This is a genomic window from Candidatus Baltobacteraceae bacterium, assembly GCA_035502855.1.
GTDB lineage: Bacteria > Vulcanimicrobiota > Vulcanimicrobiia > Vulcanimicrobiales > Vulcanimicrobiaceae > Aquilonibacter.
Window position 1 is genome coordinate 39291 of the sequence record DATJTX010000018.1, and the last position, 15577, is coordinate 54867.

General features: G+C 63.4%; 15 protein-coding genes. 2 read left to right on the forward strand and 13 right to left on the reverse strand.

Features of this window, described 5'->3' with window-relative positions; genetic code table 11:
• Window positions 1-2: 2 nt before the first annotated feature.
• The 5 genes from VMF11_05010 to rplM all read right to left on the reverse strand — a co-directional run bounded on the left by VMF11_05010 (window position 3) and on the right by rplM (window position 6435).
• Window positions 3-3254, reverse strand: a complete 3252-nt coding sequence (locus tag VMF11_05010) for an efflux RND transporter permease subunit (GenBank protein HTU69661.1) — start codon at window positions 3252-3254, stop codon at window positions 3-5.
• A gap of 112 nt (window positions 3255-3366) precedes the next feature.
• Window positions 3367-4581, reverse strand: a complete 1215-nt coding sequence (locus VMF11_05015; protein ID HTU69662.1) for an efflux RND transporter periplasmic adaptor subunit — start codon at window positions 4579-4581, stop codon at window positions 3367-3369.
• Window positions 4582-5652 (reverse strand): DUF3810 family protein, encoded by a 1071-nt coding sequence (locus VMF11_05020; GenBank protein ID HTU69663.1) that lies wholly within the window; start codon window positions 5650-5652, stop codon window positions 4582-4584.
• On the reverse strand, window positions 5606-6001 hold the full coding sequence (gene rpsI / locus VMF11_05025; GenBank protein ID HTU69664.1) for a 30S ribosomal protein S9: 396 nt from the start codon (window positions 5999-6001) through the stop codon (window positions 5606-5608). The genes VMF11_05020 and rpsI overlap by 47 nt, the downstream gene beginning before the upstream one ends.
• Before the next feature lie 8 nt (window positions 6002-6009).
• Window positions 6010-6435, reverse strand: coding sequence for a 50S ribosomal protein L13 (gene rplM, locus VMF11_05030; GenBank protein HTU69665.1), 426 nt, complete (start codon window positions 6433-6435; stop codon window positions 6010-6012).
• A gap of 118 nt (window positions 6436-6553) precedes the next feature.
• On the opposite strand from rplM, the gene VMF11_05035 reads away from it, so the two are divergent.
• On the forward strand, window positions 6554-6958 hold the full coding sequence (locus tag VMF11_05035; GenBank protein HTU69666.1) for a MarR family transcriptional regulator: 405 nt from the start codon (window positions 6554-6556) through the stop codon (window positions 6956-6958).
• A gap of 7 nt (window positions 6959-6965) precedes the next feature.
• On the opposite strand, the gene truA is transcribed toward VMF11_05035, so the two are convergent.
• Window positions 6966-7802: a tRNA pseudouridine(38-40) synthase TruA gene (gene truA / locus VMF11_05040; GenBank protein HTU69667.1), complete on the reverse strand. Its 837-nt coding sequence runs from the start codon at window positions 7800-7802 to the stop codon at window positions 6966-6968.
• Window positions 7736-8179 (reverse strand): DUF5069 domain-containing protein, encoded by a 444-nt coding sequence (locus tag VMF11_05045; GenBank protein ID HTU69668.1) that lies wholly within the window; start codon window positions 8177-8179, stop codon window positions 7736-7738. The genes truA and VMF11_05045 overlap by 67 nt, the downstream gene beginning before the upstream one ends.
• A gap of 40 nt (window positions 8180-8219) precedes the next feature.
• Here VMF11_05045 and VMF11_05050 point away from each other — a divergent pair, with 40 nt between their 5' ends.
• The gene (locus VMF11_05050) at window positions 8220-8555 is read left to right on the forward strand and encodes a hypothetical protein (protein HTU69669.1); all 336 of its coding nucleotides are present in this window, start codon (window positions 8220-8222) and stop codon (window positions 8553-8555) included.
• A gap of 159 nt (window positions 8556-8714) precedes the next feature.
• On the opposite strand, the gene VMF11_05055 is transcribed toward VMF11_05050, so the two are convergent.
• The 6 genes from VMF11_05055 to VMF11_05080 form a co-directional block, all read right to left on the reverse strand.
• Window positions 8715-9800: a hypothetical protein gene (locus tag VMF11_05055; GenBank protein HTU69670.1), complete on the reverse strand. Its 1086-nt coding sequence runs from the start codon at window positions 9798-9800 to the stop codon at window positions 8715-8717.
• Window positions 9801-9906: 106 nt separating this feature from the next.
• Window positions 9907-11376 (reverse strand): lysine--tRNA ligase, encoded by a 1470-nt coding sequence (gene lysS, locus VMF11_05060; protein HTU69671.1) that lies wholly within the window; start codon window positions 11374-11376, stop codon window positions 9907-9909.
• 143 nt (window positions 11377-11519) lie between these two features.
• On the reverse strand, window positions 11520-12038 hold the full coding sequence (gene greA, locus VMF11_05065) for a transcription elongation factor GreA (GenBank protein ID HTU69672.1): 519 nt from the start codon (window positions 12036-12038) through the stop codon (window positions 11520-11522).
• 102 nt (window positions 12039-12140) lie between these two features.
• Window positions 12141-13472, reverse strand: coding sequence for an APC family permease (locus tag VMF11_05070; protein HTU69673.1), 1332 nt, complete (start codon window positions 13470-13472; stop codon window positions 12141-12143).
• Window positions 13469-14374, reverse strand: a complete 906-nt coding sequence (locus tag VMF11_05075) for a hypothetical protein (protein HTU69674.1) — start codon at window positions 14372-14374, stop codon at window positions 13469-13471. Before VMF11_05075 ends, VMF11_05070 begins: the two co-directional genes overlap by 4 nt.
• Window positions 14371-15573 (reverse strand): hypothetical protein, encoded by a 1203-nt coding sequence (locus tag VMF11_05080; GenBank protein HTU69675.1) that lies wholly within the window; start codon window positions 15571-15573, stop codon window positions 14371-14373. The genes VMF11_05075 and VMF11_05080 overlap by 4 nt, the downstream gene beginning before the upstream one ends.
• Window positions 15574-15577 lie beyond the last annotated feature (4 nt).

Sequence of the window (15577 nt, forward strand, 5' to 3'; positions counted from 1 at the left end):
CGCTAATGGGTCGCGGCGGGTTCGGGTTCGCTCGGGGCCCCGCCTCTCTTCTGCTGCTGTTTCAGATGCCAGGCTTCGCGGAACCGCTCGTCGGACGGCGCGACCCACATATACACGTTCGGGATGAGCAGCAGCGTCAACACCAGCGAACTGAGCACGCCGCCGATGACGACGATGCCCAGGCTCGAGCGCGATTCCGAGCCGGGGTCCAACGCGAGTGCGAGCGGCAGGTTGCCGGCGACCACCGAGAAGCTGGTCATGATGATCGGACGGAACCGGGTGTGCGCGCTCTCCATGATCGCATCCAGTTTGCCCCTGCCGCGCTCGCGTAACGTGTTGGCATAGTCGACGAGCAGGATGCCGTTCTTGGTCGCAATGCCGATCAACAGAATTGTCCCGATCAGCGAGAACAGGTTGAGCGTCTTGTGGGTGATGAGCAGGGCGGTGATCGCTCCGATCGCCGCGACCGGCACGGAGAAGATGATGACGAACGGCGAGAGATAGCTGTTGTAGAGCGCGACCATCAAGAGATAGACGAGGATGACCGAGATGATCATCGACGTCCCGATACCGACCAAGACCTGGTGCATGAAGTCCTGTTGCCCGAGCGGTGCCGGCCGGACGACGATGTTCGGGGGCAGGTGCAGCGATGGAATCTTCTTTTCGAGCGCGTTTTCGACGGCAGAGAGCGAGGAGTTCGGGGCGACGTTCGAGTCGATGTGGATGACCGTGTTGCGGTCGGTGCGCGTCATCAGCGGCGGTGTCGGCGTCGACGCGAAGGTCGCGATGTCTCCGAGGTAGACGATGGAGCCGTTACTGGCTCGGATCGGCACGTTGCGCAGGATGTCGAGATTGGTCTGGTCCTGCGGCGGATAGATGACCTGCACCTGTTCGAGACCGGAGGTCGTTTCGAATTGCGTCGCGACGTTGCCGCCGAAGGCGGCGCCGGCTGCCTGGGCGGCCTGACCAACGTCGACGCCGAGCGCCTCGGCCTTCTCGCGATTGAATTCGATCGAGATCTCCGGCGTCAGTGCCGTTCCGCTGCTATTCACGCTCGTCGCACCCTTGACGGTTTTGAGTGCGTCGAGCACCTTCACCGCATACGGCGTCGGATCACCGCCGGTCAGGTCGGTCACGAGAAAATCGACCGGCTGGGAGTTGCCGCCGCGCGTACTCGTCGACGGTACGACGACCGCCGAAACTTCGGGTGGAAACGTCGTCTTCGCCAATTTCTGGAATTCGGTAACCCAATACGACGTCGAATGCTTGCGGTCGTCCTTGAGCCAGATGTGTATCTGGCCGACGTTCTGCTGCGAAACGAAACCGCCGAACGACGCCGAGTAGGCGCCGGCAACCGCCGTGTTGGCAAAGATGTCGGGGTACGAGAGGATCTTTTTCTCGTAGGCAAAGACGCCTTTTTCGACGGTTGTGAGCGGCGTGCCGATCGGATAAGAGACCTGGACGTAAATCTCGCCGCGATCCGTGGCGGGCACGAACTCTTCGCCGACGACCCCGAACGCCACCATCGAAATCGCGATCACGAATGTGGCCAAACAAAAAACCGCGACCAGTCTCCCGTGCTCCATACCCCACGGCAAGGCTCGCTGTGTGTACCAGGTGCGGAGCGCGTCGAAGCGCTCACCGAACCAGTCGATCGGCCGCCACGGCTTCCAATGCGATTTGAGCGCCCACAGGCCCGCGAGCGTCGGCGTGATCGTAAACGACACGAAGAGCGACGTGAGGGTCGAGATCACGACCACGATCCCGAACTCGGAGAGCTGACGGCCGACTTGGCCCTGAATGAACGCGATCGGGAAAAACACGACGACGTCGACCAGCGTGATGACGACGGCGGCCGCCCCGATCTCCTCGCGTCCGCTCACGGCCGCGTCTTCGGGCGTCTGCTTGAGCTCGCGGAAGTGGCGCTCGATGTTTTCGAGCACGACCGTCGAGTCGTCGACCAATATTCCGATGACCAGCGACATACCGAGCAGTGAAACCGTGTCGAGGGTGAGTCCCATCAGTTTCATCGCGGTGATGGCAATGGCGAGCGAGGTCGGTATCGAGACGCAGACGACGATCGAGCTGCGCCACGAGCGCAGGAAGAACATCATCGCGAGCGCGGTCAGCAACATCGCTTCGGTCAGCGTCCGTACCACGATACCGATCTGCTGCTCGGTAAATTTGGATTGGACGTGGATGACCCGGAATGAAATTTCCGGGAACCGCCTCTCGACTTCGGGAAGCTGAGCGATCACGTTGTTCGATGCGTCGACTTCGCTCGCCTGAGCCGTCTTTTGAATCTGGAGAAAGAGTCCGAGCTTCCCGCTGATGTGCGCGACCTGCAGCCGCGGCTCGTATCCCGACGTCACGGTTGCGACGTCGCCAACGCGCACGACCGCGTCGCTCGCCGTCCACGGATCGACCTCTCCCGGCAGACTCGAGAGGCCGCCGTTGATGTTCGCGACCTGGCCCGGAAGCTCGTTCGCCTGCGTCGACGTGCCGGAGACGATGATCGGCAGATTGCGGACCTGATCGAGGCTGGTGATGTCTCCGCGCACTTCGATCGTCGTTTGCCGGTTCGGTTCGTAGGCGAAGCCGCCCGGAACGCGCTGATTGTCGGCCGAGATCGTGTTGATGACGTCGTTCAACGTCACGTTGTTCGCCGCGAGCTTAGTCGGATCGACCTGGACCTCGTAGGCTGGGGTCACGACGCCGCCGACGTTCGCGAATGAAATTCCCGGTACTTGTTCGAGCTGCGGCGCGATAACGTTTTGCGCGTAGAGCGAGAGGTTATTGAGCGAGAGCTTCTGCGAATACAGCGCCAGGACGACCACCGTCGATTCGGTCGGATCGTACAGGTTCACCGTCGGCGGCGTGAGATTCGTCGGAAGGTATTTCTCTGCCGCCTGCACCGCTTTATTCGTCAGCGCGAGATCGGTAGCGGTGTCGGAGGTGAGATAAAAGATGGCGGAGATCGACGCCTGGCCTTGCTGCACGACCGAGTTGATCGTTTGCAGGTCTTGCGTTCCGGCGAGATTCTGCTCGATCGGCTGCACGATCTCGTCGCGCATCTCGGTAACGGAGGCGCCGTTGTACTGAACCGAAATCGTGACCGTCGGCTGACTGACGTCGGGATAGAGCTCCTTGACGATCGTGATCGTGCTCAAGATGCCGGCGAACATCATCAGCGACACGATCACGAAGACGAGCGTCGGCCGGTTGATGAAAAGCCTGGTCAGGCTGAATTTCATTTCGAAGGCGCTCCGGCCCAGCCTACGCGCCCCCCGCTGACGCGGGGCCCCCAAACCGTGGCGCGCGCACGATCTCGGTGCGCTAGAAATGCCCCTAGGGCGCGCCTAATAATCATGGTCTGAGGGAGATCTTCTCGCCGTCGCCGAGACTGGACTGGCCGTTGTTGACGACGCGCGTGCCGGCGGGGATTCCGGTGACGACGCTGTGCGTCCCGTCGCCGGCAACCTCGGTCACCGGGAGCGTCTTCAACGTATTGTTCGGCTGCTGCACGGTTTGAACCGAATCGTGATTGTCGTCGGTGAATGCCGTCGTAGGAACGACGACGCCGTGGACGCTGGGCAGCGTCACGCTCCCGCTGACCGCCATACCGGGACGCAAGAGGCGCTGCCGGTTTTGCAGTACGACCTTGACTTGGAACTGCGTCGATCCCGGCTGGATTTCGTTGAGGACGCCGACAACCGTACCGGTAAACTTTTTCGGCCCGAGCGCGCCGTCGGTCGTGATCGTGGCGGTCTCCCCGGGCCGGACGCCGGCGATTTGGCTGGCTGAACCGCGCAGCACGGCATAGATCGGCGATACTTGCTGGAGCGTGAAAATCTCGCGCGTTCCCGGATATTCGCCGGGATTGAGATTGCGGTTCACGACCACGCCGTCGATCGGCGAGATGATCGTCGCTTTCGCGATCGAGACCCGTACCTGTTGCGCCTGCGCAAGCGCGACTTGTTCTTGCGCACGCGCCTGCGCGATCGAAGATTGCTGCAAACCGGGCGCGGTCAAACTAGAACCGTTGGCCTGCACGGTGGCGATCGCACTACGCAGATTGGCTTCGTCGTTGCGTACCGTCGCCTGATCGGACTGATATTGCTGCAGCGAAACATACCCTTGACGATAGAGAGCCCCGTCGCGTTCCATCACCGCCTGGTCGCGGGCGAGACTGGCCCGCGCCGCGTTCAGCGTTTGGCTCCCCTGCGTGATCGACTCGTTGCCCGAATAGACCGTATGCTCCGTGTTCGCAGCATCGCTTTGCGCAGTCGCCAGATCGGACTGCAATTGCGCTTGCAGATCGGCCGTGTCGAGCTGCGCGAGCACCTCGCCTTTGGTGACGCGATCGCCTTCTCGAACGTTCACCGTGTCGGCTGGCTCGACCAGCGTGCTCTGGATCGCGACGTTCTCGAAGGGCGCGATGAGCCCCGAAATCGCCGAGGCCGGCACGACCGTGCCCTCTTGAGCGAGCGACGTTTGGACGTAGGGCGGCGGCGGTTGGGAAACGTGCTTGGCACAGGCTGCAAGCAATGCAACGAGTACGAGCCAGACCAGGCGCTTCAACTAACGTGACCCTCCGGGGATGCGCGGCATCGGGATCCCGGCGGTATCGCGTGGGATGCCAAGGTAGAGACGCGTAACCTCGTCATAACTCTTCACGCCGGAAGCGATATGGTTGCTCTTGAGGTACGTATTGTACGTGCGCCAGGAGAAGTTCGCGAGCGAGACGTTGATGTGCCGGCGATTGCGCTCGCGCATCGCCGCGAAATCCTGCCACACTTGCGGCACAAAGGTCTTCTTGGGGTACCGCGCCTGCGGCGGAAGGTAAAGGAAGAGCTCGAGCCAGCCTGAGTACTGAACCACCGGATCATTAGAGCGAGTGCAGCTGACAATTGCCAGAAAGTTCGCTTCATCCTCACGAGCATACCCGGCGATGTGACTCCACTCGTGGGCCAGGGCAAACGGCCGCTCGAACCAGAACAGATCGCTCGCCAGGTGCGCGTCGAGCGCGAGGGGGTTGATGTACCCGCTCGTCCCGGTGGCATCCATGAACGCATCCGCCAGCGTCGGCTTGGGAGCGCCCGTTTCCGGCACCCAATCGTCGCCGCCGGCCCGCACGACCGGAAGCCACGCCGCGCGCAGTGCTCCGATGTCCAGCGGTTCGGACGCGAGCGCATGCGCGCGGGGGGCGAGACGATTGATGTTGGCGATCACGCGGTCGCGCAGTGCGTCGACGGCGGACGGCGTGATGCGGCTTTGGTCGTAGGCCGTGCGTGCTTCGATCGGGGCTCGATCGTAATTCCACCCCCAGCCCGCTTCGAACCACCCGAGGTAGAGCGCGACGATGGCAATCGCGCCGAGCCAATCCCGGCGCACCAGACGCCACGCGATCGCCGCGAGACCGGCGAGCACGACGATATCGCCGAGCGACCACGGCAGCGGCGAATTCAGCGCATAAAGCGCATGCTCCCATAGCGGATACGCACCGTTGACGTAGGCGCGTTCGACCCACGAGGACGAAGGTTTGAATGCAACCGCCGCGATGCCAAATGCGATCGCGGCGATTCGCAGCCAGAAAGAAACGGAACTAGCGCTTCGAGAACTGGAACCGCTTGCGCGCGCGCTTGCGGCCATACTTCTTGGATTCTTTCTCGCGCGGATCGCGCGTCAGAAACCCGCTCTTGCGCAGCACGTCCTTGAACGAGGCGTCCATCTCGACCAGCGCGCGGGCGATACCGTGACGCACCGCGCCGGCTTGCCCCGTCACGCCGCCGCCTTCAGCTTTGACGACCACGTCGTACCGGCCGCCGGTCTGCGTTGCTTCGAACGGCTGACGCACGATCTGTTGCAGTTGCGGTCGCGGAAAATACTCTTCGATCGGTTTCTTGTTGACCGTGATCACGCCTTGCCCGAGCACGAGCTTTACGCGCGCGATCGCGCGCTTTCGGCGTCCGGTGGCTTGAACCTGGGAAGTGTTATCCACGTGTGCTCCTAAAACAGCGGCTGCGGCTTTTGCGGCTCATGCGGATGCTGCGCCCCTGCGTACACTTTCAACCGGCGCAATTGCACGTCGCGGGTGCGGTTGGTCGCAAGCATGCCGCGAACCGCCTCTTCGATCAGACGCTCGGGTGATTTGGCATGCAGCTCGCGAGCGGTCTGCTCTTTGAGACCACCGGGAAAGCCGCTGTGGCGGCGATAGATCTTGGCGTCCCACTTCTTGCCGCTCAGCTCGACCTGCGCCGCGTTGATCACGATGACGTGATCGCCGTCATCGACGTGCGGCGTCCAGGTTGGCTTGTGCTTACCGGAGAGCGCGCGCGCGATCCGCACCGCGAGCGTGCCCAGGCGTTGCCCGGCCGCGTCGACGATGTACCAATCGGCCTTCGTCTCTTCCGCTTTTTGTAACGTGGTTCGCATGTATGAGTATCCTCGATGAACTTCCGCATCTTACCGGGCCGCGGCAGCCCCGTCAAGCTCTTCCGCGCGAATTCAAATTATTTGACATATACGTGAGTAGTCAAGTATCCTAAAGACGATGCCCACGGATGCGCTCGAAACGATTCTCGCTTTGGCCGCCGCTCATGCCCGGGCCGTGCGCGGGCTCGAAGCGCAGGGGCTCAGCTTTGCCGAACTACGATTGCTCGCATCCCTGCGCGCAGAGCGGATCGGACGCCGTCCCACCGAGCTGGCGCACGAATTGCATCTGACCGCCTCGGGTGTGACCCGGGCGCTGCTGCCGCTCGAGCGGCGGGGCATCGTGGAGCGCCGGCGCGATGCGCATGACGCCCGCGCGTCGCTCGCGCTTCTCACGCCGGCGGGTCACGCGCTGGTCGACGACGCCCTCGCCGACGCGGGCGAGCGCGCAAGGCGGCTGCTGCGCCGGCTCAGCGTCGGTCAGATCAAGCAATTCCAGCGTCTTCTCGACGAAATCGGCCGGTAAACCATCTCTAGATCGTCGGTTCGCGATAGGAATCGTAATCGGGATACCGCACACCGGCAAGGTAGAGCCCGTGCGGCGGCGCGGTGATTCCCGCCTCACTGCGGTCGCGCGCGGCCAGGATTGCCGGGATCGACGCGGGATCCGCTCGCCGCAGCCCGCACGCGATCAGCGTTCCGACGATCGTTCGCACCATCCGATGCAAGAAACCGTCGGCGCTGATACGCACCCGCACGAAATCGCCGTCGGCGTTAATCTCGAGCGTACGGACGGTGCGCACGGTCACGCCGCTGTCCGGCAGAACGCCGCAAAAGGATCGAAAATCGTGCTCGCCGATCAGTGGTTGCGCGGCCGCGCGCATTGCTTGCACATCGAGCGTTGAACGGTAGACGTGAAAAGCGCGGTGGGCAAGAAGCGCACTGCGCTCGCGGCGGTTGGAGATCGCGTAGACGTAGGTTCGCTCGAGTGCCGAGAAGCGCGCCGAGAACTGCGGCGCCGCGATCGCGACCTCGCGCACGCTGACATCCGGCGGGAGCACGGAGTTCAGCGCGACGGCAAGGCGCTCGAACGGAAACGAGCGGGAAGTGTGAAACGAGATCACCTGCCCGCTCGCGTGAACGCCGGTGTCGGTGCGCCCCGCACCGGTGATTTTGACCGGCTCTTCGAGCAATCGGCTCAGTGCGCGCTCGAGTTCGCCGGCGACGGTGCGGCCCGACGTCTGCACCTGAAAGCCGAGGAACGCCGTGCCGTCGTATTCGACGGCACAGCGTACGGTTTGTACTACGCGTTCACCGGAACGCGTTTGGGGACGTTCCGCTTCTCGTCCAGATCGAGCAGATCGGCCCACGCGGTTACGTCGGTCCGGTCGGGAGCGATCGCATTGCGCAACTGCAAGAAATATTGACGCGACTCTTCATTGTCGGGCTTGTGCGTGACCCATTCCCGATTGAAGGCTTCGATCTCTTGCGGTGACTTCTTGTCGATGAACGGCTTGACGTAGGCCTCGATCGCGGCGTCACCCTTGGCGTTCTTGATCACCTCGAGCAGCGCGTCGTGGTCGATGCCCAAGAACGAAAGGACGTGCTGGTCCATTGGGCAGTTGTAGTGATACTCGCCCTGCTTGCCTTCGGCGGTCGCCTTGCCTTTGTCGATCGTACGGGCGATCTGCACCAGGCCGAACAGTTTTTCGTGGACGCTACGCGGATACGATGTCGTCAGATCCATAGAGGATTCTCCCAAAGCGGTTGGTTGAATAACGTTACCCGTGACACCCAGCGCCTCACGCCGGTTTCGCTTCGGCATTTTTGCCCTCTCCTGGCTGCTTGCTGCCGGGCTGCAGAGCTATGCCGCCGACGTTGGAATCCACGGAGCGATCGTCGGCGCGTACGTCCCGGGGTGGCTGCTGGGCGTCGCCGCAATTCCGCCGTGGACCCTGCTTCTACCCGCGATCGTCGACGGCGCCGTGATGGCGCCGGGACGCGTCTCGGTCACCCTCTCGAAAGCGCTGACGATCGCCAACGCGGTCGGGCTGATTGCCTACGCGTTCGTCTGCGTCGCGATCATCTTCTACGTCGCTTTCGCGAACAACGGCATTTCCTAGACGGAATTCTCACACTCCGCGTGGCGGCAGCTGCACTGCACGTGCGGAGGTGCGTCGGGATCCGCTTGCGCCTGCTCGCGACAGCGATCGCTGCAATAGAACTGGCCGAGATCGACGTAGCAGGTGCACTGCGTGTGATCGCACTTCTGTCCCTCCATCCTACCCCTGTACGATGTAGTCCACGATCGACACCTGCGTACCGTTGCTGTACGTGAGGGTGCCGTTGCCCTGCGCGTTGACGGTGAAGCTCGCGACCGTCGCTCCGGTTGCCGTGTTCGTCAACGTGCCCGTGACGCCGCTCGCCGTACCGGTGATCGCAAGGGTGCCGCCGTACGTGGAGTCCGTGAGCGTAAGCGCGAAGCCGTTGGCGGTAGCCGACCCGCTGATCGACACCGACGAAAGAAGAGCCGATGAGGGGGAGATCGTCCACGCCGGGAAGGTGCCTTGGCTGACGGTGAGCGAGTTCTCGGCGCCCTGATATTGGGCGACGTTCATCGACAGCGTGGACGACACGCTCAGCGTAACCGAAGCACCCTCCTCCGAATCGATCGATGAGGCATTCGCGGCCGCGGCGACTCCGGCCGATGAACACGAGCCGGTCACCGTAAGGGTGCAGGCGACCCCAATCTCACCCAGATCCTCACCGTTTTCGACGACGTCGGTCAGCAAGAACGAGAATCCGGTTTCCTCCTGAAGGCTCGAATTATTGAATAGGAAGGTGATCTGCGCGCTCGCCGTTCCGGTCACCGTGCCGCTCGCCGAGTACTCGGTAAACGAAGCCGGCCCGCTGACCGTGCTTCCCGACTGGGTAGCCGTCCAAACGACTTCGGCTTCGGGCTGCGTGCACGCGTCGTCGTAGTAATCTTCGATCGTGATCGTCAACGAGCCGTTGCCGTTGTTGACGATCGTTTCGTTGACGCCGTCGCCCGCGTTGCACAGAAGCGGACGCGGCCGGGCGCCGTCCGCGAACGATTTCGGACTCACCTTGGCGAGCATCGTGCGCATCGCACGTGCGGCGGTCAAGGTCGAAATCGAGCCGCCGCCCTCGTATTCCTGGTAGGCTTCGACGCCGGCCAGGCCGCTCTGCGCATCGGAACGCTGCACGCTCTGGTCCGAGAGGTTCAACGTCACGGGCGGCGGCACGGTGACGCTGCCGCCTCCGCCTCCGCCGGACGACGAACCGCCGCCGCACGCGGACAGCAGCACGATACACACAAAACCGGCTACACGGCGAATCGTAATCACGAACACACCCTCCTCGATGAGCGAGCGATGGTGCCACGTTTCCTCCGCCCCCGAGGGAAAGCCTACGTCACTAGGACATATGGCCTATCCGTGCCGAGAGCGGGTACTATCCGTGCTGGCGTTGCAGCGGAAAGAGAAGGACGTCGCGGATCGAGGTGTTGTTCGTCAACAACATGATCAACCGATCCATCCCGATGCCGATGCCTGCGGTCGGCGGCATGCCGTACTCGAGCGCGCGCACGAAGTCCCAGTCGGGTTCGGGGATCTCTTCGTCACCTGCTGCTCGTTCGCGAACTTGCGCCTCGAAGCGTGCACGCTGGTCGTCGGGGTCGTTGAGTTCGGTGAACGCGTTGGAGATCTCCATGCGATTGCAAAAGAGCTCGTAGCGGTCGACCAGCTGCGGGTCACCCGCCTTGCGTTTGGCAAGCGGTGAAATGATCACCGGATAATCGGTGACGAAGGTGGGCTGGATCAGGTGCGGCTCGAGTACGCGCTCGAAGATCTTGTCGAGCGCGTGTCCGTGCGTCGGTGACGGCGGCAAGCCGAGCTCGGCGAGAATTTCCGCTGCGCCCGCGGGGTCGAGCAGCCGCTCGCGCGTGAACTTTCCGTGCGAGTAGATCGCGATGCCCTCGAGGTAGCCGACTTTCTCGAACGGGCGTTTGAACGAAATCTTGTGCTCGCCGACCTGCAATTCGTCGCCGCCTCCGGTGACGACGCTCGCCAGCTGCGCGATCAGCGCTTCGTTGAACTCGCGCATGTCGCTGACGTCCCAGTAGGCTGCGTAGAGTTCGAGCATCGTGAACTCGGGATTGTGGGTCGTATCGATGCCTTCGTTGCGAAAGATGCGGCCGATCTCGTAGACGCGGTCCATGCCGCCGACGATCAAGCGTTTCAAATTGAGCTCGGTCGCGATGCGCAGCTGCATCGGTTCGCCCGAAAGCGCATTGACGTGGGTGATGAACGGCCGGGCCGCCGCCCCGCCGGCAACGTGCAGCAGCGTCGGCGTCTCGACCTCGTAGAAGCCGTTCGCGTCGATGAAGCGCCGGGTCTCGGCGACGATCCGGCTGCGTGCGATCATCGCGTCGCGCACGTCGGAATTGACGATCAGATCGACGTAGCGCTGGCGGTACCGCTTCTCCACGTCCTGCAAGCCGTGCCACTTGTCGGGCAGCGGCATGAGCGATTTGGCGAGCAGGGTGAACGAGGTGACGTGCAGGGTGAGATCGCCCTTCTTCGAGCGGAACATGTACCCGCGCAGGCCGACGATGTCGCCGCGCTCGATGTCGTTCCATTCGGCAAAACGGTCCTCGCCGAGGTCATCCTTGCGCAGATAGATCTGCAGACGCCCGGTGCGATCGAACAAGTCGGCGAAAAGCGTCTTGCCCGCGGTGCGGATCGAAAGGATGCGGCCCGCGACGTTCCAGCCTTCCGCCTCCGCGCGTTGACCGGCTTCGAGAAATCCGTAGCGCGCGTTCAGCTCGCCGGCCGTGGCCTCGATTTCGAATCGCGTTTGCGCGAACGGATCGTTGCCGCGCGAACGCAAAGCGGCCAGATGGTCACGTCTGGCCGCTATCAATGCCGCTTCCGTCTTGCCTAATTCCAAAAGGCGCTCCGCTCTAAGCTCCGCGCCCCCCACTTCGTGGGGCCCCCAACCTCAACGCGCGCATGATTCTATGTTCGCTCGAGACTCCCCGAGGGCGCTTTTGACCTGTGCATCTCCTACGAGGCTTTCTTCGCGGTCTTCTTCGCCGGGGTGGCGCTGCCGTTGCGGATTCCTTCGATCTTGTACTTCACGACGCCGCGCGGGGTCGAAACATCGACCGTCTCGCCCTTCTTGTGGCCGATCAGCGCGCGGCCGAGCGGCGATTCGTTCGAGATGCGCTTCGCGCTCGGATCGGCTTCGGCCGAGCCGACGATGTGAAATTCGTACCCGTCGTTGTTCTTGAGGTCTTTGACCTTGACGGTGGCGCCGATATGGACTTCGTCGGCGGCATACTCGGACTCATCGATGATCCGCGAGTTGCGAATCATCGCCTCGAGCTTGAGAATGCGCCCTTCGATGAATGCCTGCTCTTGTTTGGCGTCCTCGTATTCCGCGTTTTCACTCAGGTCGCCGTACTCTTTGGCCTGGCGAATGCGATCGTTGACTTCTCTGCGGTGGACCGTCTTGAGCTCGTCGAGCTCCTCTTGGAGCTTCTGCAGCCCCTCCGCAGTCAGGATAGTCTCTTTATCGTTCAAGGAAAGACCCAGCGACCCCGTAGCACATAATTTTGGCGCCCGGTAAGGACGCTGGCGCGGTTTGTTTGGGGGACCCCAACCGTTCCCCTTCCTCCCGGAACCCTACCCTCGTAGCGTCCGGCCGCGCCAGAGCGCAAATGGTATACCCAACATGACTCCGGCGCAAGCGTATCCTTGGAGGGTCCGGTCTTCGACGAGCACGGTTGCCACCAGCACGGCCAGCAGCGCCAGCGCGCCGGCGAGCGGCACGAGCACGCCGCCCAAGCGTACGGCCGGCTCGCTCCAGAAACGCTTCGCCGCCGCCGCCGCGGAAAGTACGAACAAGAGCCCGAGAAAGACCGAACTCGAGTTGAGGACGAGATTCAATTGAGCGGCTGCGCTCGCTGAGAAACCGGTGATCAGTTCGCACAGCGTCACCAGGACCGCGACGAGCGCGAGCGACCAGAGCGGCTCGTCGCGCGCGTCCAGCGCACCCAGAGCGCGCGGCAACACGCCGTCGCGCCCCATCGCGTAGACCGAACGCGAAAGGTACAGAATCGTCGTCCACAGCGTCGAGAGGGTGGAGAGCAGCACGGTGACGACGATCGCAAGGCGCCACCAGGCACCGCCGAGGAGCGATCCGACGTAGGCCAGCGCGTCGGCTTGGTTCCCGGCAAAGCCCTGCAAATTCCCGAGATGAAGGTAGGCGTACATACACAGAACCAGCACCACCGTGGTGAGCACCAGCCCGACGATTCCGCCGCGTCCCGACGCCGCGGGCGAATCCTGGACCTCCTCGCTGGTCGAAGCGCTCACCTCCCAGCCGTCGCTCATCCAAATTGCCAGCGTCATTGCCGAAACGAATCCGGCGACGCCGAACGACGCCGGCAGCACCGTCGAGGCTGCGGTTACATGCGCCGAGACGTGCGGATGCAGCGCGGCGGCCAGCGCGCTGGCCAGCAGCACGACGATTTCGAGTGCGAGCGCGAGGAACGTCACCAGCGCAGTCGGGCGCACGCCGGCGTAGAGCAATGCCGAGCTTCCGAGGATCCAGAGGGCACCGATTGCGGCCGCCGCGACCGGATCTTGCGCGTGTGCGGGCGCGACGAGCGCGAGCGTGTAGATACCGGCCGGCACGGCGATCGCCATCGTCGCAAAGAAATTCGAGAGCAGCAACAGCCACGCGCCGTACGCGCCGGCGCGGCGCCCGAACGCCATCCCGATCCACGAATAAGAGGAGCCCGCATTCGGTGCGACCCGGGAGAGATGCGCGAACGAGACGGCGATGCAGAGCATGATGACCGAGAGCGCGATAAACGCAAGCGGCGCCGCGAAACCGGCCGCGACGACGATCGGCCCCAGCGTCGAGGCAAGTGAATAGGCCGGGCCCATCGACGCCGATGCGAGCACCGAGATATCGAAGAGGTGCAGCACGCGCGGCAGACGGCGCGTCAATTCAGTGCGATCACCCGCGGACGCAAATGTAATTCGCGCAGCACGCCTTCGTAGTCGGCGGCGGTGACCTCTTCCCAGCGCTTCCCGAGCAGCGCGAGCAGCGCGGCCTCGACCACGTTCGTCCCGAACGAGCGGCCCTGGAAATCGGGCGTCGTGGTGATCAGCATCTTCACGCCGCGCTCGCGCAGTTCGTCGACATTGGCGGCAGTGACCGTGTTGGTCAAAACGATCTTGCCCTCGAGGCGCGGCGGCATGAACTGGCGCATGAAGTGAAAGTCGCCGGCGATGATATCGGCTTCCTCGTAATACTGCGGATATTTCGGCTCGGGCGGCTTCTCTTGTTTCTTACCCGTAGGATAGAAGAATTGGAACGGCAGCTTGCACGCGTCGGGCAGATACTTCTCGGCCATCTCTTCGAACGTGTGCAGATCGCGCACGGCCATGTCCTTGTCGAGCGCAAAGATGAAATCGCCGAAGAGCACGTCGGCCCCCGCATCGACGAGCGCCTGCGCCATCCCGAAGCGGTCGAGTGCGCTGACCATCAACACGTGCTTGCCGCGCAAATGGATGCCGAGCTCGTCCTGCATGTAGCGCACCGCGTTGCGTTCGAGCGTATTCTTCAGCCCGCTCCCGTCGACGACGGGCGTGATCTTCGCCGCCTGCAGCAGGCGCAGGCCGTCGCGCAGCGCGTAGCGTTTCGAACCGGCGTAGAGATACACGTCGATGCCGCCAAGTCCAATCGCATCGACCGTGCCGTCGAGCTCCTGCACGCGCGCGATCGCGCGATCGAGCTTGCCGTCGACGCCCTCGCGCACGATGTCGAACTCTTCGCCGAGCAGTTTCACGACCGCCCGATGATCGCGCGTCGACGAACCAAGCGAAACCGAGACGACGCGCTTCAATTTGAAAGGCGCTCCGCTCTAAGCTCCGCGCCCCCCACTTCGTGGGGCCCCCAGCCCAGGGCGCGCTCATGATCGCCTTCTGCTCGTGATCCCCCTAGGGCGCGCCCAATTGACATTGCTGCCGCTGCGCGAGTCGCGGCGATTTTTTCCGGCGTGATCGCGGCGTCGAAGGCGCGCATGTCGGCGAGCGTGAAGCCGCAGCGCTTGGCGAGCGACTCGATTTCGACGACTTTGTTCACGTCGATGCCGCGGCCCAGTGTGTAGGGTTCGGCGCGGTTCTCGAGCGCCAGCACCATCGTTTCGCTCATGCACGCCAGCGCCGTGCGGGGCGGGAGATTCAAGTCGAAGGCGGTTCCGGGTTCGCGCACGCGTTCGAAGAACGGATCGCCCGGCACGACCATGTTGCCGCCTTCGGTGACGAGCACGTCCGGCCGTTCGAGCGCGACGCGCCGGCTGACGTCGTGCGGCAGGGAAAGTTCGCAGACGACCGCTCCGGGCAGCAGATCTTCCGGTTGAATGACGTCCTGCGTCGACGAGGTGGCGGTGAGGATGAGCTGCGAGCGCCGAACGGCGTCGGAAATGTCGGTCGTGAAGGAGACCGAACACGGAAGCTCGCTCTTCATCTGCGCAGCGAACTTCGCCAGGCGCGTGTTATTGCGTGCGACCAGTATGAGCTCGCGCACGTGCGGGGCGATCAGCTGCACGCACGCGCCGCCGATCGAGCCGGTCGCGCCGACGACCGTTGCGGTCGAGGCCGCGGGATCGATGCCCATTTCACGCGCGCCGCGGAACAAACTTTGGATGCCGGCCGCGATGGTCAGCGAATTGCCGGTCGTCACCGGAATCGGCGATCGCTCGGCAACCGTGATCCCGCCGTCGCCGACGACGCCGGTGAAGGCCCCAAGCCCCGCCACCTGCGCGCCGAGTTCGGCGCCGATCTCGATCGCGCGCACGATCCGCTTGTACACCTCTTCGCGAGGAAACTCGATCATCTGTTCGGGAAGCAGCGGCGCCGTCACGAACCAGCCTTCGGTCTCACGGCCGTCGGGCGTGCGCACGCCGGTGACATGCACCGCCGCCCAGGGCGGCATCCATTCCATGATCTTGCGGATGATCGGAGCGCCCTTGCCGGCCGCGCCGGGCTCGTAGCGCGCCACGTCTTCGAGCGAGAGCGGATGAATGACGAAACAGAATTTCACCCCA